The sequence below is a fragment of the Thalassobacillus sp. C254 genome (assembly GCF_001310615.1).
This window is the reverse complement of the sequence record NZ_BAXQ01000039.1, coordinates 1-21,473: the sequence shown is the minus strand read 5'-3', so window position 1 is coordinate 21,473 and position 21,473 is coordinate 1. Positions and strand designations below refer to the sequence as shown.

General features: G+C 38.8%; 25 protein-coding genes and 3 pseudogenes. 6 read left to right on the top strand and 22 right to left on the bottom strand.

Translation table 11 applies throughout. The features are described from left to right. Window positions 1–16 precede the first annotated feature (16 nt). Both JCM19033_RS22840 and JCM19033_RS20785 read left to right on the top strand, forming a co-directional pair. Window positions 17–166 carry a spore coat protein CotJB gene (locus tag JCM19033_RS22840; protein WP_269758456.1) on the top strand — a complete coding sequence of 50 codons (150 nt, stop codon included), beginning with the start codon at window positions 17–19 and terminating at the stop codon, window positions 164–166. A gap of 12 nt (window positions 167–178) precedes the next feature. After that, window positions 179–741, top strand: a pseudogene (locus JCM19033_RS20785) (manganese catalase family protein). A 265-nt stretch (window positions 742–1,006) separates the two neighbouring features. On the opposite strand, the gene JCM19033_RS20780 reads toward JCM19033_RS20785, so the two are convergent. After that, the gene (locus JCM19033_RS20780) at window positions 1,007–1,351 is read right to left on the bottom strand and encodes a helix-turn-helix domain-containing protein (protein WP_198153609.1); all 345 of its coding nucleotides are present in this window, start codon (window positions 1,349–1,351) and stop codon (window positions 1,007–1,009) included. A gap of 630 nt (window positions 1,352–1,981) precedes the next feature. Between JCM19033_RS20780 and JCM19033_RS20775 the strand changes: the two genes are divergently transcribed. Together JCM19033_RS20775 and JCM19033_RS20770 are read left to right on the top strand one after the other, a co-directional pair. Beyond that, window positions 1,982–2,287 (top strand): hypothetical protein, encoded by a 306-nt coding sequence (locus JCM19033_RS20775; protein ID WP_054637760.1) that lies wholly within the window; start codon window positions 1,982–1,984, stop codon window positions 2,285–2,287. A 35-nt stretch (window positions 2,288–2,322) separates the two neighbouring features. Further along, window positions 2,323–2,496 (top strand): hypothetical protein, encoded by a 174-nt coding sequence (locus tag JCM19033_RS20770; RefSeq protein WP_198153608.1) that lies wholly within the window; start codon window positions 2,323–2,325, stop codon window positions 2,494–2,496. A gap of 1,332 nt (window positions 2,497–3,828) precedes the next feature. Here JCM19033_RS20770 and JCM19033_RS20765 read toward each other — a convergent pair. From JCM19033_RS20765 to JCM19033_RS22825, 16 genes and pseudogenes are all read right to left on the bottom strand, one after another. Then, window positions 3,829–4,884, bottom strand: a complete 1,056-nt coding sequence (locus tag JCM19033_RS20765) for a phospholipase D-like domain-containing protein (RefSeq protein ID WP_374701278.1) — start codon at window positions 4,882–4,884, stop codon at window positions 3,829–3,831. A gap of 65 nt (window positions 4,885–4,949) precedes the next feature. Beyond that, window positions 4,950–5,327: a hypothetical protein gene (locus JCM19033_RS26845; RefSeq protein ID WP_269758453.1), complete on the bottom strand. Its 378-nt coding sequence runs from the start codon at window positions 5,325–5,327 to the stop codon at window positions 4,950–4,952. A 22-nt stretch (window positions 5,328–5,349) separates the two neighbouring features. Beyond that, window positions 5,350–5,484, bottom strand: a complete 135-nt coding sequence (locus JCM19033_RS28560; protein WP_374701277.1) for a DUF4145 domain-containing protein — start codon at window positions 5,482–5,484, stop codon at window positions 5,350–5,352. A gap of 1,344 nt (window positions 5,485–6,828) precedes the next feature. Beyond that, the gene (locus JCM19033_RS20760; protein ID WP_054637758.1) at window positions 6,829–7,056 is read right to left on the bottom strand and encodes a sulfurtransferase TusA family protein; all 228 of its coding nucleotides are present in this window, start codon (window positions 7,054–7,056) and stop codon (window positions 6,829–6,831) included. Between the two features lie 71 nt (window positions 7,057–7,127). Further along, a complete protein-coding gene (locus JCM19033_RS20755; protein WP_054637762.1) occupies window positions 7,128–8,255 on the bottom strand; it encodes an MBL fold metallo-hydrolase in 1,128 nt (375 codons plus the stop codon). Between the two features lie 95 nt (window positions 8,256–8,350). Then, window positions 8,351–8,922: pseudogene (locus tag JCM19033_RS20750) on the bottom strand (sulfurtransferase TusA family protein). A gap of 64 nt (window positions 8,923–8,986) precedes the next feature. Continuing rightward, window positions 8,987–9,241, bottom strand: coding sequence for a rhodanese-like domain-containing protein (locus tag JCM19033_RS20745; protein ID WP_306301423.1), 255 nt, complete (start codon window positions 9,239–9,241; stop codon window positions 8,987–8,989). A gap of 20 nt (window positions 9,242–9,261) precedes the next feature. Further along, window positions 9,262–9,627, bottom strand: a complete 366-nt coding sequence (locus JCM19033_RS20740) for a rhodanese-like domain-containing protein (RefSeq protein ID WP_054637757.1) — start codon at window positions 9,625–9,627, stop codon at window positions 9,262–9,264. A 21-nt stretch (window positions 9,628–9,648) separates the two neighbouring features. After that, entirely contained in the window at window positions 9,649–10,128 is a 480-nt protein-coding gene (locus tag JCM19033_RS20735; protein ID WP_054637756.1) for a DsrE/DsrF/DrsH-like family protein, read from the bottom strand. A gap of 223 nt (window positions 10,129–10,351) precedes the next feature. Continuing rightward, window positions 10,352–10,612, bottom strand: coding sequence for a metal-sensitive transcriptional regulator (locus JCM19033_RS20730; RefSeq protein WP_054637755.1), 261 nt, complete (start codon window positions 10,610–10,612; stop codon window positions 10,352–10,354). A gap of 16 nt (window positions 10,613–10,628) precedes the next feature. Next, on the bottom strand, window positions 10,629–10,841 hold the full coding sequence (locus JCM19033_RS20725) for a hypothetical protein (protein ID WP_054637754.1): 213 nt from the start codon (window positions 10,839–10,841) through the stop codon (window positions 10,629–10,631). Beyond that, on the bottom strand, window positions 10,795–10,914 hold the full coding sequence (locus JCM19033_RS22835; protein ID WP_269758454.1) for a rhodanese-like domain-containing protein: 120 nt from the start codon (window positions 10,912–10,914) through the stop codon (window positions 10,795–10,797). Before JCM19033_RS22835 ends, JCM19033_RS20725 begins: the two co-directional genes overlap by 47 nt. A 663-nt stretch (window positions 10,915–11,577) precedes the next feature. Continuing rightward, a complete protein-coding gene (locus JCM19033_RS20720) occupies window positions 11,578–12,141 on the bottom strand; it encodes a carbonic anhydrase (protein ID WP_054637753.1) in 564 nt (187 codons plus the stop codon). Next, entirely contained in the window at window positions 12,142–13,818 is a 1,677-nt protein-coding gene (locus tag JCM19033_RS20715; RefSeq protein WP_054637752.1) for a SulP family inorganic anion transporter, read from the bottom strand. Between the two features lie 137 nt (window positions 13,819–13,955). Further along, window positions 13,956–15,082, bottom strand: a pseudogene (locus tag JCM19033_RS20710) (MBL fold metallo-hydrolase). 877 nt (window positions 15,083–15,959) lie between these two features. Beyond that, window positions 15,960–16,115 (bottom strand): hypothetical protein, encoded by a 156-nt coding sequence (locus tag JCM19033_RS22825; RefSeq protein WP_083465630.1) that lies wholly within the window; start codon window positions 16,113–16,115, stop codon window positions 15,960–15,962. Window positions 16,116–16,803: 688 nt separating this feature from the next. Here JCM19033_RS22825 and JCM19033_RS20705 point away from each other — a divergent pair. Further along, window positions 16,804–17,400: a recombinase family protein gene (locus tag JCM19033_RS20705; protein WP_054637751.1), complete on the top strand. Its 597-nt coding sequence runs from the start codon at window positions 16,804–16,806 to the stop codon at window positions 17,398–17,400. A 219-nt stretch (window positions 17,401–17,619) separates the two neighbouring features. Continuing rightward, window positions 17,620–18,180 (top strand): recombinase family protein, encoded by a 561-nt coding sequence (locus JCM19033_RS20700; protein ID WP_054637750.1) that lies wholly within the window; start codon window positions 17,620–17,622, stop codon window positions 18,178–18,180. Window positions 18,181–18,252: 72 nt separating this feature from the next. Here the strand turns inward: JCM19033_RS20700 and JCM19033_RS24620 are convergent, their stop codons facing one another. The 5 genes from JCM19033_RS24620 to JCM19033_RS20685 form a co-directional block, all read right to left on the bottom strand. Then, window positions 18,253–18,849, bottom strand: a complete 597-nt coding sequence (locus JCM19033_RS24620; protein WP_198153607.1) for an ATP-dependent endonuclease — start codon at window positions 18,847–18,849, stop codon at window positions 18,253–18,255. A gap of 35 nt (window positions 18,850–18,884) precedes the next feature. After that, window positions 18,885–19,118, bottom strand: a complete 234-nt coding sequence (locus tag JCM19033_RS28555) for an AAA family ATPase (RefSeq protein ID WP_374701279.1) — start codon at window positions 19,116–19,118, stop codon at window positions 18,885–18,887. Between the two features lie 5 nt (window positions 19,119–19,123). Then, window positions 19,124–20,020, bottom strand: a complete 897-nt coding sequence (locus JCM19033_RS24610; RefSeq protein ID WP_198153605.1) for an AAA family ATPase — start codon at window positions 20,018–20,020, stop codon at window positions 19,124–19,126. A 283-nt stretch (window positions 20,021–20,303) separates the two neighbouring features. After that, window positions 20,304–20,888 carry a hypothetical protein gene (locus JCM19033_RS20690; protein WP_054637749.1) on the bottom strand — a complete coding sequence of 195 codons (585 nt, stop codon included), beginning with the start codon at window positions 20,886–20,888 and terminating at the stop codon, window positions 20,304–20,306. Window positions 20,889–20,902: 14 nt separating this feature from the next. Continuing rightward, a complete protein-coding gene (locus JCM19033_RS20685) occupies window positions 20,903–21,139 on the bottom strand; it encodes a hypothetical protein (RefSeq protein WP_054637748.1) in 237 nt (78 codons plus the stop codon). Window positions 21,140–21,473: the final 334 nt, after the last annotated feature.

The following is a 21,473-nucleotide window of genomic DNA, read 5'->3' as shown; positions in this document are numbered from 1 at the left end:
TTTCGACACAGATGCCATTGAGCAGTTTAACCAATTTGCTTGCTACCGAGAAGAAGTAAAGGATAAGGTAGAACGAATCTATGGCCCACTGCAGCAGTATGGAAACAGTTTAAGTAGCCCTCACTACTGGAATTGGAATGACACTCCCTGGCCATGGCAAGTCTAAAGGAGGATCATCATGTGGATTTATGAGAAGAAATTACAGTACCCTGTGAAAGTCAGTCAATGTAATCCTACTCTCGCTAAGTTTTTAATCGAACAATACGGCGGTGCAGATGGAGAATTGGCCGCTGCTCTCCGATACTTAAACCAAAGATACACCATACCAGATAAAGTAGTTGGTCTTTTAACGGACATAGGAACCGAACTCACCTTGAAATGATTGCCACCATGATCTATAAATTGACCAAAGATGCTACCCCAGAACAATTAAAAGAGGCAGGGATTGGAGACCATTACGCGAACCATGATAAAGCGCTGTTTTACCATAATGCTGCCGGCGTCCCATGGACAGCTTCTTATATCCAAGCCAAGGGAGATCCCATTGCAGATCTGTATGAAGACATTGCTGCTGAAGAAAAGGCTAGAGCTACGTATCAGTGGATTATAGATATGTCGGATGATCCCGATTTAAATGATAGCTTAAAATTCTTAAGAGAGCGGGAAATTGTACATTCTCAGAGGTTTAAGGAAGCAGTGGAAATTTTAAAAGAAGACCGGGACAAGAAAAAAATCTTTTAAGTGTTTTATTTGCAAAAAAGGGGACCCAAACGTCATCGTTCTAGACAGGGATACGGCCCCTAGAACATGGCGTTTGGGTCCTTTTTTGAGTGACTACCACTTTCTTTTCCGAGCCTTTCGCATCTTCTTTCGTGTCTTAATAAAAAACTCTGATTGGGGTAGGAAGGGTTTTTTCGTCCGTTCATTGATGAAAGGAGGTCAAGATTCAGGGTGTACATTATCATATTTTCAAAACATGCAGATTGATTGGATATTACACCTTAACTCACCACTTTCTTTTCTGAGCTTTTCGCATCTTCTTTCGTACCTTCTCATACTCTTCGTAGATTGGATCCTTCTCTGTTGCTCTCCGTGAGATCTCCTTCAAGTCATGTTCTCTGCGCTCTTTAAACGTGGGATCAATGGCATGCATTTTCTCGACGGAATCAAACTGTTCCTTAGGAAAGACGGTCACTGTTTCATCTTTAAGCCTGCCTTCTTTTACCCATTTTTCAACGGTATCGATTGAGACATCAAACAGCTCAGCGACATCTTTTGCGCTGTAATACTCTTTCAATAAATGTACACCTCCAGTAAATAAATACCCTATAATCCAATGGTTACGTAACATGTAGAGGTGTCATGCCTTTTTTTCCATACTCCTTTACCCTTACCCTCTGTAACAGATTGGATCTGTCTAACGACAGAGCCTTGCCTGGTGTCACACCAGCAAGGCGTTAGATGTAAGGTGTTACACCTTACATCATGCTATTGTAGTTTTTCTCTTTTTAATAAAATAAGAGAAAACCTACATATAGAATAAGATGAGAGCACTTTTTGATATCGTTAAAACCCTTGTGCCGCAAGGAGTTTGCGATTTCTCGTGCTTGACAAAATTATCATCTGAGTTATCAAATCTAATTACAAACAACACACTGAGTAAAACGACCATGATAAAAAGTTTTTTCACAACCTTGCTCCTCTGTAACATTATGTTAAATTTTTAATTCTGAAATGGAAGCCCACGGCTCAAGTATGTACGTACTGGAATACATATATGTTTTGTTAATGAAAGCAAAAGATACTTTCCTGTAGGATTGGTAAAAACCTAGGAAAAAAAGAAAACCTAGGTGATAAATTATGAACGTTCATGAGGAGAGAAGAAATGCTTACTCAAAGGATCTATGACGTAGTTTCCGGTATTTTTATTATATAAACACGTTTAACTTCCTGGTATTAAAGCGGAGGAGGGGTCATTACGATGAAAAGATACTGGTTGTCAATTGTTACTTTAAGTGTTGTTGGACTATTCGTTGCATGCGGGGAGAAATCGGCAGAGACGGGAACGGAAGAAATAAAAGCCAAAGAAACAGAGAACATGGAAGTTGAGGAGAACGAAATCCATCCAACAGAAGATACAGAAGGGGTGGTTGCCGTTGAAGAGGCTGAGGAAGTAGAGCCAGGGTCGAAGAGCAGACGGAAGAAACTCCACAATACGAGCAATTCGTTTCCGATTATAATTCGTTCATTTCTATGTATTTTGACAGTGAGGCACTTCTTAACGTAGAAGACACTGTGCCTCATTCAGATTATGATCTACAGATGAATGGGTACGTGACTCATTCGATTAAGGTATCTGAAAAGGGGAACGTTATCGAAGTGACACTTCTTGGCAAGACGAACGATAGCCAAGAAGGGAGTCGAGAACTGCCTGTGGCTTTGGCTGGTACCATGTACGCAATGGATCAGGATCATTCGAGAGTGTCGAAGAGATAGACGCGTTTTTAACAAATGAAACCGAGTTTGATAAATATACTTCTGAAGGGGAGAAGAGAATCAAGGCTGAAACAGACTCGGTTGAATACTCATTTATTAACATGGGCGACGGTATGATAATAACGTTGAAACCAAAATAAAGTTCCTCTTTAAGGGAGGATTCTAATGGGGATGATAGGTAGGTATAAACCTGGGTAAAAATAACCTTGATAAAAACATTCATAACAAAATTATTGACCTATAGTTAGAGAAAAAAGGCCATTAGTAAATTTCTAGGATTCAATCAGATGTGGAAAAAGAAAAGGCTGACCAATTAAAGAATTGAGGTGGAAAATCGAGAACTTAGAAAAAATACAGAATCTTTGAAGGAGACTATAAAAGGTTGCTTTAAAGATAAAGTTTTTGGGAAACCAAAAAATAAAGAAGCATCCTTGACCGGCATATGGTCCAGGTTGCTTCTTTATTTATAATAACACTCAGGAGGTGATTCTTAGAAGTGCCTATATTATTAGGCTATAATCACCTTATTATACGTGAACACATTGAAGAAAAAGAGCACAATAAACCCTTCTTGGATTCAAGGAGGTTTATTGTCTTAGAGGGTGTAGACAAAACAATGAAAAAGTTACCTTAGCAGGACATCGATAAAGAGAGAATATAAAGTATTCTCTCCTCATAGTATAATACACTTCATTTATAAATAGGAATGATTCTTATTTATCATTTTACTTTGTAGGTATTTCCATTATGGTCAACTTATTACCCATTCATTACTACCTAATTTTTATTGGAATACTGCTCTAACTTGAACATTCTCCACTTGTTTACGTGGGATACCTCCGCCATCTGCTAAGGATCAAGTTGGTAACTCCAAAAATAAGTCACATGCCATCCTTGAATATTCATCCTTTGAGCGTGTAAATACCATTTCATGACTATCCCAATACCCTATATCGTAAAATGAAATCTTTTTCAATTGGTCAAAATACGAAAGAACACTCTACTTCTTATTAGTATTGCTAGTCCATAAAAAGCAGCCTGGTTTTTAAGGCTGCTTTTGCTAAAGAATTAATGTCCTTTTGGATATTAGAGGAGAACGCGAGAATTAAATAGACAAAATATTAGGTAAAATCACCAAGTGTTTCCATCATCTGAACAATCACCTTGATCAAGGACATCAATACCACCTATTTACCCATTTAATAATAAATACAGATTTTATTATTTAAAACAATTTTATATCGACATTATCTTCTTTCCCATCTTTAATATAAAACCAGATCACCCTATGGAATATATTATTATGGTTATCTACAAAATAAAAGTTAATAGCTACAACAGCGGAAAAAGAAGGCGGGCCCCTTGCTGTATTAACCGCTGTGAAGGCGAGCGTTGCAATAAATCATCCATTCGCAATGGGACAGAATCACAAAGGTCTTGCTCAAACTGTTCTGTAAGATCCCTTGCTACATCTTTACTGTATATGAATTCACATACTTCGTAATTCAAACGAAAACTTCTCATATCATAGTTTGCGGCCCCTATTTCAGTTACTTCCTCATCGATGACCATCGACTTAGCGTGTAGCATTCCTTTGTTATATAAATAAATTTGAACCCCTGCTTCCAGTAGCTCTCCATAAAAAGTAAAGCTTGCGTATTCTACGGGTTTTTGATTCACTTTACGAGGAACCAGCAATCTAACACGTACACCACGGGCTACTGCTGTTTTTAATCCCATTAAAATATCTTGGTCTGGTACAAAATAGGGTGTCGTAATATCAATGGTTTTTGTCGCTTGAATCAAGGCAGTAAAGTATGCTTCCCTAATGACCGGTGTAGGAATCTCAGGATTGCCTTCGAATGTCTGAACAAACGCGTGGTGTGTTTTCTCACCAATCGGGACTGAATTCGCATCTTTCCTATCTATAGTTCCTAACTCAGTGCTCAATTCTGTCATTGAAGATAGGTTCGTACTAGTTGAAGGGATAATACGAGAACGATCTTTTTCTGTTTTTGTTTTCATCCTAGATCTTTCCCTCATTCGTTCCGGCGAAGCGATATTCCAATGGGCTTCGAAGATTCTTTGCAAATCTGCTGAGGCTTCACCCGTAATTCTGACATGAGTGTCACGCCAATATCCTACGCCTGGCTTTAATCCGGTATATTCAAACCCAATATTAATGCCACCAGTAAAAGCTTCTTTTTTATCGATCACAACAATCTTACAATGATCCCGGTTATTCAACGTTGAGAATATCCTAGGGAAGCGTAATGGGAAAATAGTGCGACATTCAATTCCTGCATCCATCATCCGAATAATCTGAGTTTTGGATAACTTCTTGCTCCCCCACCCATCTCTTACAAAGCGGATATATACACCATCCAATGCCCGTTCAATCAGTAGGTCCGTAATGCGTTTTCCAATTTGGTCATCTCTATATATATAATATTCTAGGTCAATCGTTTTTTTGAGTTTTGTATAGATTCCATCAGTTTTTCATAAGTTTTCAACCCATTTATAAGCACTTGTACTTGACCATCCCTCATTCCATCCACGGTCAAATGTTTCAATGTTTGTGCAATGCCCCGGGCCGAACTACCAAAGGAATCCGGCAGTGTGTCCGATTCATTGTGTGGAGAAGTCAGCTTTTTGCGACGATTAATCCGTGGTGGAGTCGATGTAATAAGATAGAAGACAAAACCAATAACAGGAAAGATGAAATTGATTGTTAACCAATTTAAAGCTACTGCCGGCCGACGTACCTCGCGAATTGCAATAATGAGCATAAATACTGAATTAAATAAAAAAAGACCTAAAATCCATTCCATAAAACCCCTCCTCTAATATTTTTTAAGGTGTGCAAACTACACCTCGTTTATACTTATAGAGGAGTAACTTTTGATGAAGTTGACCAGTTGTCGCTCCTTTGTCTTTGCATACCATTTCAAGCGTTCTTCTCAGGGTAATAACACAACTTGGCTTCATCTATGTTCTTTAATCCTCAGAGCTGACTCATAAGCTCCTCTAACACTTTTAGGTAAAGTATGTAAGCTTAATCTCTCTGAATGACGATAAAGAGAGGTGATCACATTTTGACAGAAGACTTTCGGTGTCCTTACATAACGCATAACTTCTGTAAGCACTACTTCTATCATCTCCCTCCTTTTTAGAACAAATTCTATAAGTAGTCTAACCTTCATCCTTCACCTACTAGGAGACAAATTAACGCGTTGTTCGCATTATCAAAAACGTTCGTTTTTGATAATGAACTAGCTGCAATAAAAACTCACTCTATTTTTTGTGAATTTTAGTGAGAAATGGCGTATTATTTTCAGGATTATTTGTCGTAAGAAGTTGTCTCTAGATAATTACAGCTAAACTATTACTGTGGGAAGAGTGATAGAGGGGATAAACAAATGATTCTTTTGCTCCAAATGGTAGAGCCAAATTTAAGAGTCACAAAATACAATAAAAGCCTAACTGCTCCTTCAAACAGGGAAATATTAGGCTTTTATACTTAGTAATTGCGCGCGATTGTTGAATACCTTTTATTACGTAGTATCGTTGTACTACGTAATAAGAGTTACTCCACACGGCGCGCTCGTCGTTATTCATTTCCACATTATTCATCTCGTTGTTATTGTTGGAGCTATCATTTGTTGTTGTGTTGTTTGCATCATTATTACAAGCTGCAAGGAAAATACTTGAAGCCGCAAGAACTGATAAAATACTGGATTTCTGCCGCACACTTGCTGCTTAATACTAAAAGACGGCCAATCTCTTGAGTAGGAGGTTTGGCCGTTCTTTTTAACCTAAAAAATGAAAGGGTGATCTTAAGCAAAAACGCTAATGTTGACAGTCAAAAAGAAGCATAGTCTCCCCATTCTTTACTCCTAGTGCACTAATAAATCTTTTACAAGATAATACCCGTCTTCATCTTCTGAAAGTACAGGAGAGATTACGATATTTTCAAAGAGTTCCTCGTACAATTAGTTCAATTCTGAATTATTTGGGCCTGTATTATCTTTACTATTTATAATACATCTCACCTTTTGTACCTAGCAAGACCTATCTGTTCCGATAAAATTCTCGGAACAGACAGAACAGGCCCACTTCCAAAAAGTGAGTACTTCAAACAATAGTCCAAAGCACGATATAAAATTGAAGGAAAAATAGCAAAAGAAAAACGATAAGATAAGAAAAAGCCGATTATCTTCCAAATTGTTGGTAAGATGACCAGCTTTTTTCTTCTTATAAAACAGTAAAATTGAGAATCGTTAGTTTAAGTAGGCTCAATTATATTGCACTACTATTTTGTTTAATAATTCCTTATGCTTTTTTAATCCAGAACTTAAATACACCGTCTTCTTCTGTGTCCTGCAGAAGTTGGTGCCCGCCGGATTTCGCCCATGCTGTCAGGTCGCTCTTCGCTCCTTTATCCGTAGCATGAATTTCAATGACTTGTCCTGATTCCATTTTATCTATTTCCTTTTTAGTTTTTACGATTGGCATTGGGCATGCCAGTCCTTTAGCGTCTAATACTTTATCTGCGTTCATTATAAATCACTCCTGTAATAATTTAATCTCATCTCAAAGATTTCATTGAATTTTTTTATTAATTAGTTAACTTATCTCACTGCGCAGCGGTTTGGACCAATCTCCATTTCGCGCTTTTTTTCTTCATCGGGGTTGATTTTACCCATGTTTGTTTCACGGATCTCCTGATACGCATTTGGCTGCGGCGGCATGTTTTCAGTAACCATTTTTCTGAACTCTTCTTCATTCTCAATATTCAGCCCATGGTTTTCAGCGAATAGTTCTCCAAGTTTAGCTGCAACCGTTCCATCGTCATTAAGTTCATCCATGATCATAAAGTGTGCCGGAAGAACAACCAGTTCATCGGAAAGCTCTCTGTAACGATTGTATAGAGTTTTTCTCAAGTCCCCCACCCAGTCTTCAGCAAGTCCTGCAAGGTCAGGCCGTCCGATGGAATCAATGAACAGAATGTCTCCGGATAGAAGATACTTTTCATCGATTACAAAGGACGTAGATCCGATTGTGTGGCCTGGTGAGTACAGCGGATGAATATTAATTGAAGTGTTCCCGATTTTAACATCATTGCCGTCCTCAAGCGCATTATATTTAAATGTCACTTCTGCGGCATCTTTCGTTGGCAGCCAGTACTTAGCACCTGTTTCCTCAGCGATTATTCTTCCTCCTGAGATATGGTCAGCATGCAGGTGAGTATCGAATACATGACTGATTTTAACCCCCAGTTCACCTGCAAACCCAGTATACACATCTGTCATTCTTGTCGCATCAACAATAGCTGCTTCACCGTTGGAAACTACCATATAAGACAGGCAGCCTTTACCGATACGGACAAACTGGTACATTTCCCCGCCGTCTTTCAGGTCTCCTACTTTTACTGGCTCCAGGTGTTCACTCCATGATTTCATACCGCCCTTCAGGTATGCAGCATCCACGCCTGCTTCATCCAGCATCTCAGCTACAAAAACAGAAGAACCTTCTTTTGCACAGACAACAAGAATTTCCTTATCCTCAGGAAGCTTATCAAGTATCCCTTCCACTCCATCGATCAGGTCAAAGTACGGAACGTTCAGGTGATGTACTTTATCACCTTCGATTTTCCAGTCGTTAAAATCCCCTTCGTTACGAACATCAAGTATAAACAGATTTTCTTTGTTAATGACCTTTTTAGTTACTTCTTTCGCAGTTAGTTCTGTAATCGCCATACTTCTTATACCCCCCATAGTATATTTTGTGTTATAATTTTTTCCTGTCTGGTCGGACATAAAAAGGAGTCCGACCCCTGTCCAAAACCTGCAAGTTACTTCACAGTCTTTTCAGTTGCCCCAGTCCACTCACTCATGCCAGGCACAACATTCGTGATATGGCAAAACCTTTTTCAGTAAGCTTCTGTGAAGCAAAATCACTTCTGCTTCCAGTACGGCAGACAACATATATTTCCGCATTCTTATCCAGTTCACCCATACGGTTTGCCAGATCCCCAAGCGGTATGGAAACAGCTCCCGGAATGTGGTTAAATGAATACTCAGCTTCTTCCCTTACATCAAGTAGAACAATATCTTCATTAGCATCCAGTTTGCTCTGCAGCTCTTCATTATTAATTACTTGAGAGTAACTTGTTTCTGTTTTTTCTTCATCACTTGTTGCTTTTCTGAGGTAATGTTTTAGAACACCCTCTTCTTCTATAGTACCGAGGTACTGGTGGCCGCCTCTGTCTGCCCATGCTTTCAGGTCAGCAGTAGAGCCTTTATCCGTTGCCTTGATCTCTAGAACCTGCCCTGCCTCCAATTCATTAACAGCCTTTTTTGTTTTAACAATCGGCATTGGACATGCAAGTCCTTTAGCATCAAGTACTTTGTCTGTTTTAATCATCTTGTACCCTCCTGAGTATTTTAATTAATCGCGTTTTCCCAATTAAGCATTCCGCCAGCCATATTCACAGCGTGAAAACTGAAGCTTCCATAAATTCAGTTGACCTGCCGTTGCGGGCTCCAGAGCGGCATACCATGATATACTGCTTCTCTTTATTAAGGTCGCCTGCTGCTTCTGGAAGTTCTCCCAGGGGAACATGCACTGCTTCAGGAATTTTCCCTGTTGCAACTTCCTCATTTTCTCGCACATCAATTACAACAATATTTTCATCATTACTTTTAATAAGTTCGTTTACTTCCTTTGGTGAGTATTCTTTCATCAGAGTTTATCCCCTTCGATTTATCCCCGCCAGGAGGACATGCCTCCCTGGACATTTGTCACATCAGTGAAGCCCTTTTTGACAAGAATTTTACTTACCTTATTACTGCGCATGCCGCTTTGGCAGATAACTACAACTTCCTTGTCTTTTGATAGTTCATCCATCCTTCCCCGCAGCTCATGTACAGTAATATTTTTAAAACCTTTAATGTGGTTTCCTGAATACTCGCCGGGAGTTCTTACATCAATGAACTGGCGATTCTTGTCACCTGCAATATTTCTTAATTCTCCGGTGGTCATCTGTTTAACACCTTTTGTAGGGAGAATCCTTCCTGCAAGAAACCAGACGAGTAAAATTACAATCAGTCCGTTTATGATCCAATCCATACTGTTCTCCACCTCTTTTATTTAGATAAACAGGTTAACATTACCATCTGATGCGTCTCCAAGGTATGCAGCGACACCTGCTAGTTCAATATCATCGAGTAGTTCTTCTTTTTGAAGGCCAAGCAGGTCCATCGTCATCGTGCAAGCCACTAGTTTTACATCCTGTTCCTGTGCCATTTGAATGAGATCAGGCAAAGGCATGGCATTATGCTTTTTCATAACTTGTTTGATCATCTTAGGCCCCATGCCAAGGTAGTTCATCTTTGAAAGACCCAGTTTGTCTGCTCCGCGAGGCATCATTTTCCCAAACATTTTTTCCATAAAATTCTTTTTAACAGACACCTGGTTTTCTTTCCGAAGTGCATTCAATCCCCAGAATGTGTGGAAGATCGTTACTTCATGATCGTAGGCAGCTGCTCCGTTCGCTATGATATATGCTGCCATTGCTTTATCGTAATCACCGCTGAATAGTACAATCGTTGTTTTTTTCTTTTCTGACATGCTGTATTCACTCCTTATTATTTTATAAATACCACTAGGGGTATGTTTCTGTTAAAAAAATATTATATACCTTTACCTCTAGGGGTATACTATCAAGCAAAAAAATAAATGTCAATCGTGTCTTCTAAAAATTTATAGTGGATTATTCAATACTTGTTATACCCCTGTCCGTATATTAAAGTATATAGAAGCATGTGTCATGACCAGGTAGCTGCTGGTTAAATTATCTGGTTTTAACCAGCAGGTTCACTGCTTGCTCAATCAATTCTTCTGTATCCTCGCCTTTTTCAATTTGATCCCGGACACATTGCTCCAGGTTTGTGCTTACAACCAGCCCAATTGCACGGTCCATTGCATTCCTGGCAGCTGACATCTGGCCGACGAGATCTTTACAATCTTTCTCCTCTTCCATCATTCTTAAAATAGCCTTTACCTGGCCTTCGATTCTTTTCATTCTGTTCTTCATCTGATCATTGTATTCCATTGAGATTCCCTCCAGTTTATGAGAAACCTTCCTCTGTTTTTTCGCTATTAGTAAACAAGCTTCTATGTTGAACAGCTTTATGAGCTGACTCCTCTGACGGGGCAATATCTTTGTACATTGTACTAGTAAGCATGGGCATTATCAAAATAAAGCCGTATTTTTTCACCGCGAGCGCTGCATTATTATCTGACAACTTCCCCGGACCACTGCTGCATTCCGCCGGTAACATTAGTAATAGTAATGTACCCGGCTTCCTTAAGGATATTAGCTGCCTGGAGGCTTCTGCTTCCGCTGCGGCAGATAATAACTACCTCTTTATCCTCCGGAATAGCTGTCTCCTGTCATTGATGCTTTGTAAGCGCCCGATCCTGCTAAAAATAAAGTAATTATTAATACAGGCCAGTACTTTTTCAGGAAATTACTCCCCCCTCAGCTATCTCTGTATTTATTATATACCCCATGCCGTATATTTGCAACTTTAAGGTAAACACAGCAGGGGGTATTTAAAAACTGCTTTATCCGGCTCCCTTTAAACGCTTTTATCAATAGCAGCGATTAGTCTTTTCTCAATATCTTTAGCGATTTCAGTTAGCTGGCTGTCGTCTACCGCTTTCATTAATTCCGTTGGTCTCGGCATGCCAATTTTAACCTGCTCTTCTTCTTTGTATACGACAATCTTACAAGGAAGTATCCCACAAGTTTATTAACGTCCAATACCCGTTTCGTCTCATGAGTATTGCATAGCTCCAGCACGACAAAAGGATCTTCGAAGTCAGCCCTTTTTCATTCAGCTTTCCTTTCACATCAAACTCTCACAGAACCCCAAATTTCTCCTTTTCTGGAGCTTATCAATTGTTCCCTGCATTCCCATGGAAGATTTTTTTTGTAATGGAACATAATTTTGTCCCCTTTCTCTATTTAATAGTTTCAAGCCCTGCTACTATTTTGCACAGCTTCCAGCTTAATTAAGCCTCTTTACAATTCACCTGGTGTACCCTCTCTCCTGATTCCACATGGAAAAGGCAGCCAATTACATACACACCTTCCCCGTGCTGTTCAAAAACCGGATGAGCCTTCAGGTTTTCCACCTGGCTGAGTACATTTATCCTGGCCAATTCCTCCTCGGATACGCTGTTATACCCTTCACATGGAAGGCTTTCCCTGATATGGTTGAGCCAAGGCTGTAAATGTTCTTCCTCATTACCATGCCATGCGGCTTGTACTCCGCCGCAGAATGTATGGCCTTCAATAAGAATCTTTTTTACTTTAAGATGTTTTAAGCTGTAATAAAGACCTGCAGCAAAACTATCGTCTTCCCTTCTTACCTGGTTAGCGATATTCCGGTGGACAAACATTCTCACTAAAGGCATATCTGTAATAGCCGTGGGACTCCCCCTGGAATCGCTGCAGGACAGGACAAAATAATCGGGATGCTTCCCTTTCCTCAGTTCATCAAAGTAAGTTGGGTCCTTTTCTTTTATTCTCCGCATGAAGTTTTTATTGCTGAAATCCAGTGACTCTTCACGCAACTACACTCTCTCCTCTCGTATTGCCTGAAGCGCATGGTTTATTGACATAAACTTATACACGTCGCCGTACTTCTTTTCCCATCCTGCTTTTTCAAACAAGTCTTTCACCGGCCCTTTGACTCCTGAAAAAATAAATTTCACTCCATGGTCGTTCGCCTGTGTTTCCATAATTTCTTCGAGGTGATGGATGGCTACCGCATCTATCATATTAACTCCTGAAAAATCGAGCACCACCCATTTCGTGTCCGGTTTATCAATCAGTCTTTCGTTAAGCCTGTCCTCGAAAATCCCCATGTTTGCGAAAAACAATGAAGAATCAAACCGGTAAATGAGATTCTCTGGTTCTGTTTCAACATTCGGGTACCTCTGTATATTTTTGTATACCCTCTCCTCTTCCAGATATCCAAGTTCCGCAACATGAGGATATGCCCTTTTACCTACAAAGACAAGAAGCGAGTACACAACACCGATTATAATTCCTTCGACGATACCGAAAAATAAAGTCGCCAGAAAAGTGATCGCCCATACAGAGCCATCTGCCTTCCTGATCCTGAAAAGATACTTTGCTTCCTTTACATCGATGAGACTATATACTGCCACCATAATAATAGCTGCCAGAACAGCATTAGGCAGGTAATAGAATAAGCCGGTAAAAAATATTAACGTTAAGATGATAAGAACCGCGGTGATAATCGTTGCAAGCGGTGTTCTTGCTCCTGCCTGATAGTTCACAGCAGAACGGGAAAAACCACCTGTGACAGGATAACCTGAGAAAAATGAACCTCCTATATTAGCAAGGCCAAGTCCTGTAAGTTCTTTATTCGGTACTACCTTGTATTTTTCTTTTGCAGCAATAGCCTTTGCCATTGCGATGGACTCCATAAACCCCACAAACGATATAGTAAGGGCTATAGGAAGCAAAGCGATGAGTGCTTCTCCAGTCACAGCCGGCAGGCTCAATGAAGGCAGTCCCTGCGGCACTTCTCCTATTATCGTTACTCCCGTATCTTGCAGCTGGAGAAAATATACCGTTAATATACTTGCCACCACTACAATTAAAGGGGCAGGTATTTTAGGAATTATATTTTTAAGAAAAATTAATAAAATGATACTGATTACACCAACAGAAAGCGTAAGAGGATTGATCTCAGAAACTCTGTTGACTGTCTCCCATAGAATTAAAAAAACATCTTTGTCCGCCTCCAGACTGACACCGATGAGGTGTTTCAGCTGACTCAGCCCGATAATTATTGCAGCAGCAGAAGTAAAACCGCTGATTACCGCATGGGACATAAAGTTAACTAAAAATCCAAGTTTCAGGACACCCATCAGGAGCTGGATTACCCCGATCATGAGCATAAGCAAGAGAACGAGGGAAATATATTCGTCCGTTCCCGGCTCTGCTATCGTGGAAACCCCAGTGAGTACCAGCAGCGAAACCATGGCAACCGGCCCCACCGCAAGCTGTCTTGAAGTGCCGAACAGTGCGTATACCAGTAGCGGAACAGTGGATGCGTACAGACCGATTACCGGCGGCAGGCCAGCAAGCATCGCATAAGCCATCCCCTGTGGAATAAGCATGATTGCAACAATCAACCCAGCGGACATATCCCCGCTTAAATCTGATTTTTTATATTTGGGCAGCCATTCAAAAATTGGCATAAACTTCTTTAACAATTTGAGAGCCCCCCTTTTCAACACCTAATATACATATACCCGTACACCTATATTAGTAATTATTAATAATTATGTCAACCAGTATGTAGTGTCGCCATTTTTCCCCGTGAAAAACAGGGTGCGGGGCACCCTGTTTTTTACCGTATGGCACAGCGATTTGGGCCGATTTCCATTTCCCTTTGTTTCCCAGGATCCGGCTCCATTTTCCCCATATTTGTCTGCCGGATATCATGATGGGAATTAGGCTGTGGGGCAGATTTTCGCTCACTGTTTTTCTGAATTCCTCTTCATCATCAATATTCAGCCCGTGATTCTTCTCATATAGAATACCTAGCTTTTCAGAAACGCTGCCATCGGCATTCATTTCATTAATACCCATATAGTGCGCCGGCAGTACGACCAGCTCATCAGTAAGCTCTTTGTAGCGGCTGTACAATGTTTGCCTCAAGTCAGCAACCCAGTCCTCCGCTTTACCGGCAAGGTCGGGACGCCCGATGGAATCAATGAACAGTATGTCTCCAGTTAACAAATACTTCTCATCAATAATCAGAGAAGTACTCCCTGTTGTATGGCCAGGCGAATATATTGCTTTAATAATTGACTGCCCCACCTTTATTTCAGCACCATCTTCCAAAGGGGTATATTTAAACGATACTTCCTCGGCATCCTTTGGAGGAAGATGGTATTCCCCTCCGGTTTTATTCGAAAGTTCCCTCGCTCCGGAAATATGGTCGGCATGCAGATGTGTATCAATTAAATGCTTCAATTTTATATTTCTATCATTTAGAAATTCTTTGTACTGGCCAATCATACGATTTGTATCAATAACTGCTCCTTCCCCGTCTGACTCAACGATATATGACAAGCAGCCTTTGCCTATTCTCACAAATTGATAAAGAGCTCCTCCGCGATCCAGGTCTCCCACTTTTATTGGCTCGAGGTGCTCACTCCAAGCCTCCATACCACCTTCGACATAGTAAGTATTGTAATACCCCTGTTCTCTAATCTGTTCTGCTGCTTTCTTGGCAGACACTCCTTTAGCACATATGACATACACTGGCTCCCCTTTTGGAAGCTTGCCCATTATTTCTTCAACACCATCGCTAAGGTCAGGGTAAGGCTTATTTATAATTTTCACGCTTTTTCCTTCTATTCGCCAGTCATCAAATTTATCAGTGTTCCGTACATCCAGAATAAATATATCATCGCCACTGATGATTTTGCGCGTAAGTTCTTTTACTGTAATCCCTTTTGTATCGCCCACTCATTCCACCTCCTGATTAATAGTAAAAGTCACTGCCTACCCTGCTCTTCCTCATTCCATTTCAGCAAACCGCCAGTCATATTCTTCTCTTAATAACTTCTGTCTGTAAGCCATTCACGGGCAAGTTCACTTCGGTTGCCTGAACGACAGACAATTATATGTTACTTATCCTTGTCAATATCATTCAGACGGTAAGCAGTTCTCCTAATGGTATGTGTCTTGCGTCCGGAATCTACTTCTGTAACCTCATGGGCTCTCTCACATCTCTGATGCTCAGTTTCTCTCATTTATGGCTGCGTTTTTTTTCACCCGGAGAAATTTCTTCAGATCCATTATTCATCACGATCACCTCACTTTTTTTAAGTTATCCATATGTAAGAAAACAAACCGTGTTTAAGGGAAAAACAAAGTATCCGGAGAAGCGGCCACCGGATACCCTACTTAAGAAGATTTGGCTAAATTAGTGAAAATCTCCCCGAACTTCCTTAAGCGCAGTCTTTTCTTCGTTAATTTCACTTGCTGTTCTTATTCCGAGACGTCTTAAAACTGGCAAAGGAGGACACCATCCCTGCAATGAGTGCTGCAGAAGAAAGCTGCTTACGACGAGAGGAAGTGCAAGCCATTTCCAGCTTACTGTCGCTCCGAGAGTTGTCCCAATCAGAATTAGCGTTGAAGCGTTAGCTTCAAGGACCCTTATTGAAGCATTCTCCCCGTTAACTTAGTTTTCGGACGATAAAAAGTAAATTCCGTTATCATTTTGCAATTAGCTATGTGTTTTGCATATCCAGGATCATTTACATCAAACGCTTCTATGTAAACTAAACCTTTAGTTCAATTTCATTATCCTTAAAAAAATTAAGCACATTTGCAAGAATAATCAGAGTGTAATTATATCTACACCTACTGTATTAAATCCTTTGCTTGCAAAATAGAGTGCATTTCTACCTTCTCCCATCCCTAGATCCAATACTTTCGCTTCTTTAGATACTAATGAAGCATAATAACTAATGTGGTTATTGGGTTTATTCCCCATAAATTATCTTCTACTTCAGAATATTGCTTTTCCAATATCGCTTTGTTACCATTCATTAAGTTAAACTCCTATTTAAATTAATTAAAAACCAACCACGCTTGCATTAGGATTATTATTTTATCGTTCTTGATCTCACCATTTAATCCGTAAATGAATATTGAATGATTATGATTATCTTCTTAGGCAATCCTCCCCGTTCGTATTATAAGGTTAGCCAGATATTTCTGGTTGACCTTATTTTATTTGGTCTTATGATTACGGTAGCTGGGGCAGAACGTCCCTCCCCGTGGGGCTTAGGTCCCGTTAGCTAAACCGTTCGCCCCCTACTTGTAAATGTAAAAAATTACTTGTTCAACAATCTGGTCTGATTCTTGAAATTGATCACCTATAAATAAAATCTTTACTCAAAAATTTCTTTTACAAATGAAGTTATTTGCTGCGTAGTATTAGGTCTACTACGTAATATCATAGTTACTCACAATCTGGCCCTTTTCTTCATAGGATTCTTGATTCGTTTGAAAAAGTATACCTTTACGAACACTCCATTTTTTCGTCTGCTAGATTGCTAGCAACGTTCATAAATAACACAAAAAAGTTTATGGACGTTCGCTTTATTTCATACACTTTTACGAACGGAAATGAGGTATAATAAAGGTAGTTATTGGTTTGTAGAAAGGAATGCCAGTCAATGGAAAATAGACGAATGAGTTATATAAGAGTAAGCAGTAAAGATCAAAATGAAAAAAGACAAATTGCTGCTATGAAAGAACATGGGATTAATGAAAGAGATATTTTTCTGGATAAAGTCAGTGGGAAAGACTTTCAACGAGAAAATTATCAACTGCTCAAACGAATCCTTCGCAAAGGCGATGTTTTGTATATTCATTCTCTCGACCGTTTCGGAAGAAATAAAAACGAAATTGTTGAAGAGTGGAACGATATTACCAAAAACATTCAAGCTGATATTGTTGTGTTAGACATGCCGTTATTGGATACGACCCAATATAAAGACAGCATGGGTACTTTTATTGCGGATCTTGTCTTGCAAGTTCTATCGTGGGTAGCTCAAGAAGAAAGAGATCGTATACGAAAACGACAACGAGAAGGTATTGATGCACCAGGAAAAACGCTAGGAAGGCCAAAAGTGCAAGTGACAGATGCTTTTCGGGAGGCCTATGATGAATGGAAAGAGGGGAATATCACGGCGACAACAGCAATGCAACAAGCTGGAGTCAAAAAGACAACATTTTATAAGCTAGTAAAACAAGTAGAAAAGAATAACTAATGAAAAGTTTCATGTTGTCATTCTCTTCATCAATCTCCGGGGAAGTTTATCGTTCGTTTATGATAATGCAGTGACCATCATTAATACTCACTTGATTATTTGGTTTTTGAGCCGAATTTTTAGTTTTAAAAGACGTATCAAAAACAAAGTTACAATATGTACTATAATTAACCTTTTTGATAACATGAAAATAAGGAAAATCAAAAAGGAGATAAAAAAATGTTATTTGGATATGCTCGAGTCAGTACCAAAGATCAGAATTTACATATGCAGTTTGATGCCTTAAATAAATATGGAGTGGAACAAAAAAATATCTACTCAGAAAAAATCACTGGGACAAAAAAAGATCGTCCAGCCTTTAATGAGATGCTTAAATATCTCCGTGAGGGAGATACCGTCGTCGTTTACAAACTTGATCGGATCGGACGCAGTACCAAACACTTAGTGGACTTAATCAATGACTTTCAAGAAAAAGGGATTAACTTTGTCTCCATCAATGAAAATATAGATACAACAACGGCAATGGGAAAACTCGTCTTTACGATTTTTAGTGGGCTCGCCCAATTTGAGCGTGACATTATCTCAGAGCGAACGAAGTCCGGGTTGGATGCAGCTAGAGCCAGGGGAAGAAAAGGTGGCAGACCAAAAAAAGACCAATCCAAATTGGAATTGGCCTTTAAAATGTATGATAGCAAGGAATACAGTATTAAAGAGATACTGGATGCAACCGGGATAAGTCGTGCCACTTTTTACCGATACCTAAATCAATATAAAGCCTAACATGTATTTTGTGCAAAAGGGGTAATGGTTCCTCTAAACTCACTATTTTCGAAGCGTACATAAGTTCTTTTACTATTTAATTGCCTCATCTAATTGGGATATATCATCCCACTCCATGCACTTTACAGGTAATGGACGAGAATGATCTACTAGCGAACACAATAATGTCCTAATTTTTTCATAAGCTTCACTATCACTAGATAATTCTAACAAAGCATTGTACGGCTTATCAGTTTTCACTTCTTTACTTAGAAAAGCAGATTCGAAATTAATTAGTGAAGAGACTAGTTTTATTTTCTGTGGACTTGGGTGGCTTTGCACGGCTTCTAATATTTTTTTATTTGTTCCCCATGCTGAGTTCTTTCCACCAGCTTTATTTAGTGGAGTATCACTGTCATGTAATACTGAATATCTGGTGTTAAAATGATTTAAAATCTTCACTAAGGACACTATAGTTGCCTTGCCACGCGCCCTTATAATTTGTATATCTTTAAATTCTTCTGGCTCATTATTAATAATATACTTAAATGCTGTGTATTCTGTATCACCTTCAACAATAATCGAATACCCTCCAAAAAAGAATTCTGCTACATAAGGGTCAAACTGATTTAAAAGTTTTAAGAGGCGTTTATCATTATTATCGAGCCTTGTCTTTTCTGGTCTAAACAAGGTGGTCCCATGAATTTCGTCTTGCGCCGTTCTTTCTACTCTAACAATAGTGGTATTATCCTTGATAAGTCAATAAATGCGGGCGAATGAGTGGTAACCATAACCTGCCATTTACGTGTTTTTGGTAAGTCATACAGCACCTTACATGCTTCTCTTATCGCATTTGGATGTAAACAGAGTTCGGGTTCATCAATTAATAACACGTTGGGTCTTTCCAATGAGCTTTCCTGCTCTGTCTTCTTTCTCTTATGAAACCCATTTTCCGAAATGTATCTTAGGGCAGACCACAGTAGAGCCTTCGGGCTCCACTACCTTGTCGCTCTATATTACTTTTAAATCCATTTTCTGGACCCATAAGTAATTGTGGCGAACTCTTAAAAAAGCTAATTGCCTTTTCTAAATCTTCTTCTGGTTTAGCATCAAAATTAACTTCGTAACCTGGGAAAACTTTTTTTATAGCTTCGGTCAGCTCTGTTTCCACTAAATTAATTTGAGATTCTGACTCTTTTACAATTTTTTGTTGAATACCCTTTATTTGTTCTAATAAAGAGCCATACTCCGTTTTGTTACCATTCGCTTCTAAATTTTTAGTCACTTCTTGGACTTTTTCTTTTAATATTGATTCTAGGATCTTAACTATAGCTGCAGCTTGATCTTCAGGATTCTCAAATGCGTCTACCCTGTGAGGTTCAGGTCGACGTGAATTAGCAACGTTAGGAGCACCCCAAGGAACTCCTTCATATGCCCAATCGTTTAGTTCATTATCAAACCCTTGGCGATTGGGGGATCCTGGTTTATCCCATTTCCATCTTTCTCTTACTACCTTAATGCCCGAGGAACTATCAATCCATCTTTGTCCTGGTGAATTTTTATCGTTTACTATGGAATGTAATTCAATTTCTGGTAAGTACTCTGACCTTATTTCCCCATTGGGAAAGTCATCGATAGTTAAGTGTGAATTTTTTGAACCATCGGACATTACTACCTCGTAGGCCCTTAGAATAGAGCTTTTGCCTGCATTATTTGGGCCAACTAAAACCACTATTTCATCCAAATCGATTATTACCGGTTCTGCCCCAATAGCTCTAAAATTTTTAATAATTAACTTATGTAGTCTAGGTCTCGATGTGATAATGTCTTCATTAACAATTGATTGAGTCTTATTACTCATAAAAACCCTCCCCTCTCCCTCCCATAATATAACATTTAACCTTTTGGAAATACCTCTGATGTAAAATTTTTACCACATACATATATCTATTGGGTTAGGATCCAAGAAGGGGGTATAAGTGATTCACTCCACGCAGATACTTTCTCTAACGACCTCATTTATCAGAGGATATTGTTTACAAAGAAGACTTAAAAAATTAGAAGAATTTTTAATAAGAATGGATCAAATGTAGATGGCAAAATTAGTTTGAGTGTAAAGTTATATTTTAAAGGTGGTTTATAGATTACTCATAAAAACTAGTTGTATCAACGTTTATACCAGAAGCATTCAGCGCGAATTCAAAGGGATCATCGATGTCAGATATCAATTGAAGACTAAAGGGATAAGAAGTTCCTACTCTAAATCCATTGCCCTTCTTGTTATCTATATCAGAACCATATTGAAGTTCTACATTCACCGAACCTTTTACATCATAGTGTATATCACAACAATTAATACAGTCGATGCTAATACTCTCAATCATGATGCTTTCGATAAAGTAATGCGTTGCAAGGATATCAATTTTTTGTATCACGTCAGCTACTAACGCTTCTGTAACTCTAGTATCAATTTCTTCTTCTATTCTAGAAATAATTTCACCTCTAATTTCCTCAATTGTTTTAAGGAATATGTCAAAAGCAATAAGCGTACTTTTAGCCATTTCTAATCCATCTTTCTCACTATTAATATAAATTTCTTCATTAATATGAGTGTATTTACTTAGTGTACCAATAACTTCCTTTAGCTGTTGGGTTACGTCTTTAAAATCATATGATAGTTCCTCTTGGATAAATTCATCAGACAACCCACCTTTAATTGCATATTGCATGCGTTGTACTCTAGTTATAGCAACCTTTCCTTCATTATTAAAAATTCTTCATACCATGAACAATTTTTCACTTCCTCATCTGCAGCTTTCCATTGAAGAATCTCCCTTGTTAATTCTCTGATATTAGTAGCAAAGTTACTAAACCTAGTATATATATCACTATTGAGTAGTTTTATAGATGACTCAAATATATCTTTATGAAACTGTTTTTTTAATCGCTTACCTATAGACTGTTCCAATTCCTCAAACATGGTTCTCCCTCCTCCATTATATTATAATAGGTTAACCACACTATCTTTCTATTGCTCTGGCTAACACCTTTAATACAGGTGAAATATAACATTTTTATGGAAGGGATTATATAAGACAGTAAAGATGACAGTAAAGGCTACTAACAAAAAAAGAGCTGTTACGAAGGTAGAATATGTTTTTTAGTATGAACATGAAAATTAAGTTCTAACATTCAGGAAAGTGTTTATTAAGCTATAATCATGTGATAGTTACAAGTGAATTTTATATGAGAAAAGAATGGCATCGAAATTAAAGTTTCATAATCTTAAATAACCCTTCACCATATTTGAAGGA

Coding starts and splice junctions, on each gene's coding strand:
- JCM19033_RS20780 (WP_198153609.1), bottom strand. CDS start 1,351: ATGTTACGTAACCATTGGATTATAGGGTATTTATTTACTGGAGGTGTA.
- JCM19033_RS20775 (WP_054637760.1), top strand. CDS start 1,982: ATGAAAAGATACTGGTTGTCAATTGTTACTTTAAGTGTTGTTGGACTA.
- JCM19033_RS20770 (WP_198153608.1), top strand. CDS start 2,323: ATGAATGGGTACGTGACTCATTCGATTAAGGTATCTGAAAAGGGGAAC.
- JCM19033_RS26845 (WP_269758453.1), bottom strand. CDS start 5,327: ATGGAATGGATTTTAGGTCTTTTTTTATTTAATTCAGTATTTATGCTC.
- JCM19033_RS28560 (WP_374701277.1), bottom strand. CDS start 5,484: ATGAAGCCAAGTTGTGTTATTACCCTGAGAAGAACGCTTGAAATGGTA.
- JCM19033_RS20760 (WP_054637758.1), bottom strand. CDS start 7,056: ATGAACGCAGATAAAGTATTAGACGCTAAAGGACTGGCATGCCCAATG.
- JCM19033_RS20755 (WP_054637762.1), bottom strand. CDS start 8,255: ATGGCGATTACAGAACTAACTGCGAAAGAAGTAACTAAAAAGGTCATT.
- JCM19033_RS20745 (WP_306301423.1), bottom strand. CDS start 9,241: ATGAAAGAATACTCACCAAAGGAAGTAAACGAACTTATTAAAAGTAAT.
- JCM19033_RS20740 (WP_054637757.1), bottom strand. CDS start 9,627: ATGGATTGGATCATAAACGGACTGATTGTAATTTTACTCGTCTGGTTT.
- JCM19033_RS20735 (WP_054637756.1), bottom strand. CDS start 10,128: ATGTCAGAAAAGAAAAAAACAACGATTGTACTATTCAGCGGTGATTAC.
- JCM19033_RS20730 (WP_054637755.1), bottom strand. CDS start 10,612: ATGGAATACAATGATCAGATGAAGAACAGAATGAAAAGAATCGAAGGC.
- JCM19033_RS20725 (WP_054637754.1), bottom strand. CDS start 10,841: ATGTTACCGGCGGAATGCAGCAGTGGTCCGGGGAAGTTGTCAGATAAT.
- JCM19033_RS22825 (WP_083465630.1), bottom strand. CDS start 16,115: ATGGGGAATAAACCCAATAACCACATTAGTTATTATGCTTCATTAGTA.
- JCM19033_RS20705 (WP_054637751.1), top strand. CDS start 16,804: ATGGAAAATAGACGAATGAGTTATATAAGAGTAAGCAGTAAAGATCAA.
- JCM19033_RS20700 (WP_054637750.1), top strand. CDS start 17,620: ATGTTATTTGGATATGCTCGAGTCAGTACCAAAGATCAGAATTTACAT.
- JCM19033_RS24610 (WP_198153605.1), bottom strand. CDS start 20,020: ATGAGTAATAAGACTCAATCAATTGTTAATGAAGACATTATCACATCG.
- JCM19033_RS20690 (WP_054637749.1), bottom strand. CDS start 20,888: ATGCAATATGCAATTAAAGGTGGGTTGTCTGATGAATTTATCCAAGAG.
- JCM19033_RS20685 (WP_054637748.1), bottom strand. CDS start 21,139: ATGTTTGAGGAATTGGAACAGTCTATAGGTAAGCGATTAAAAAAACAG.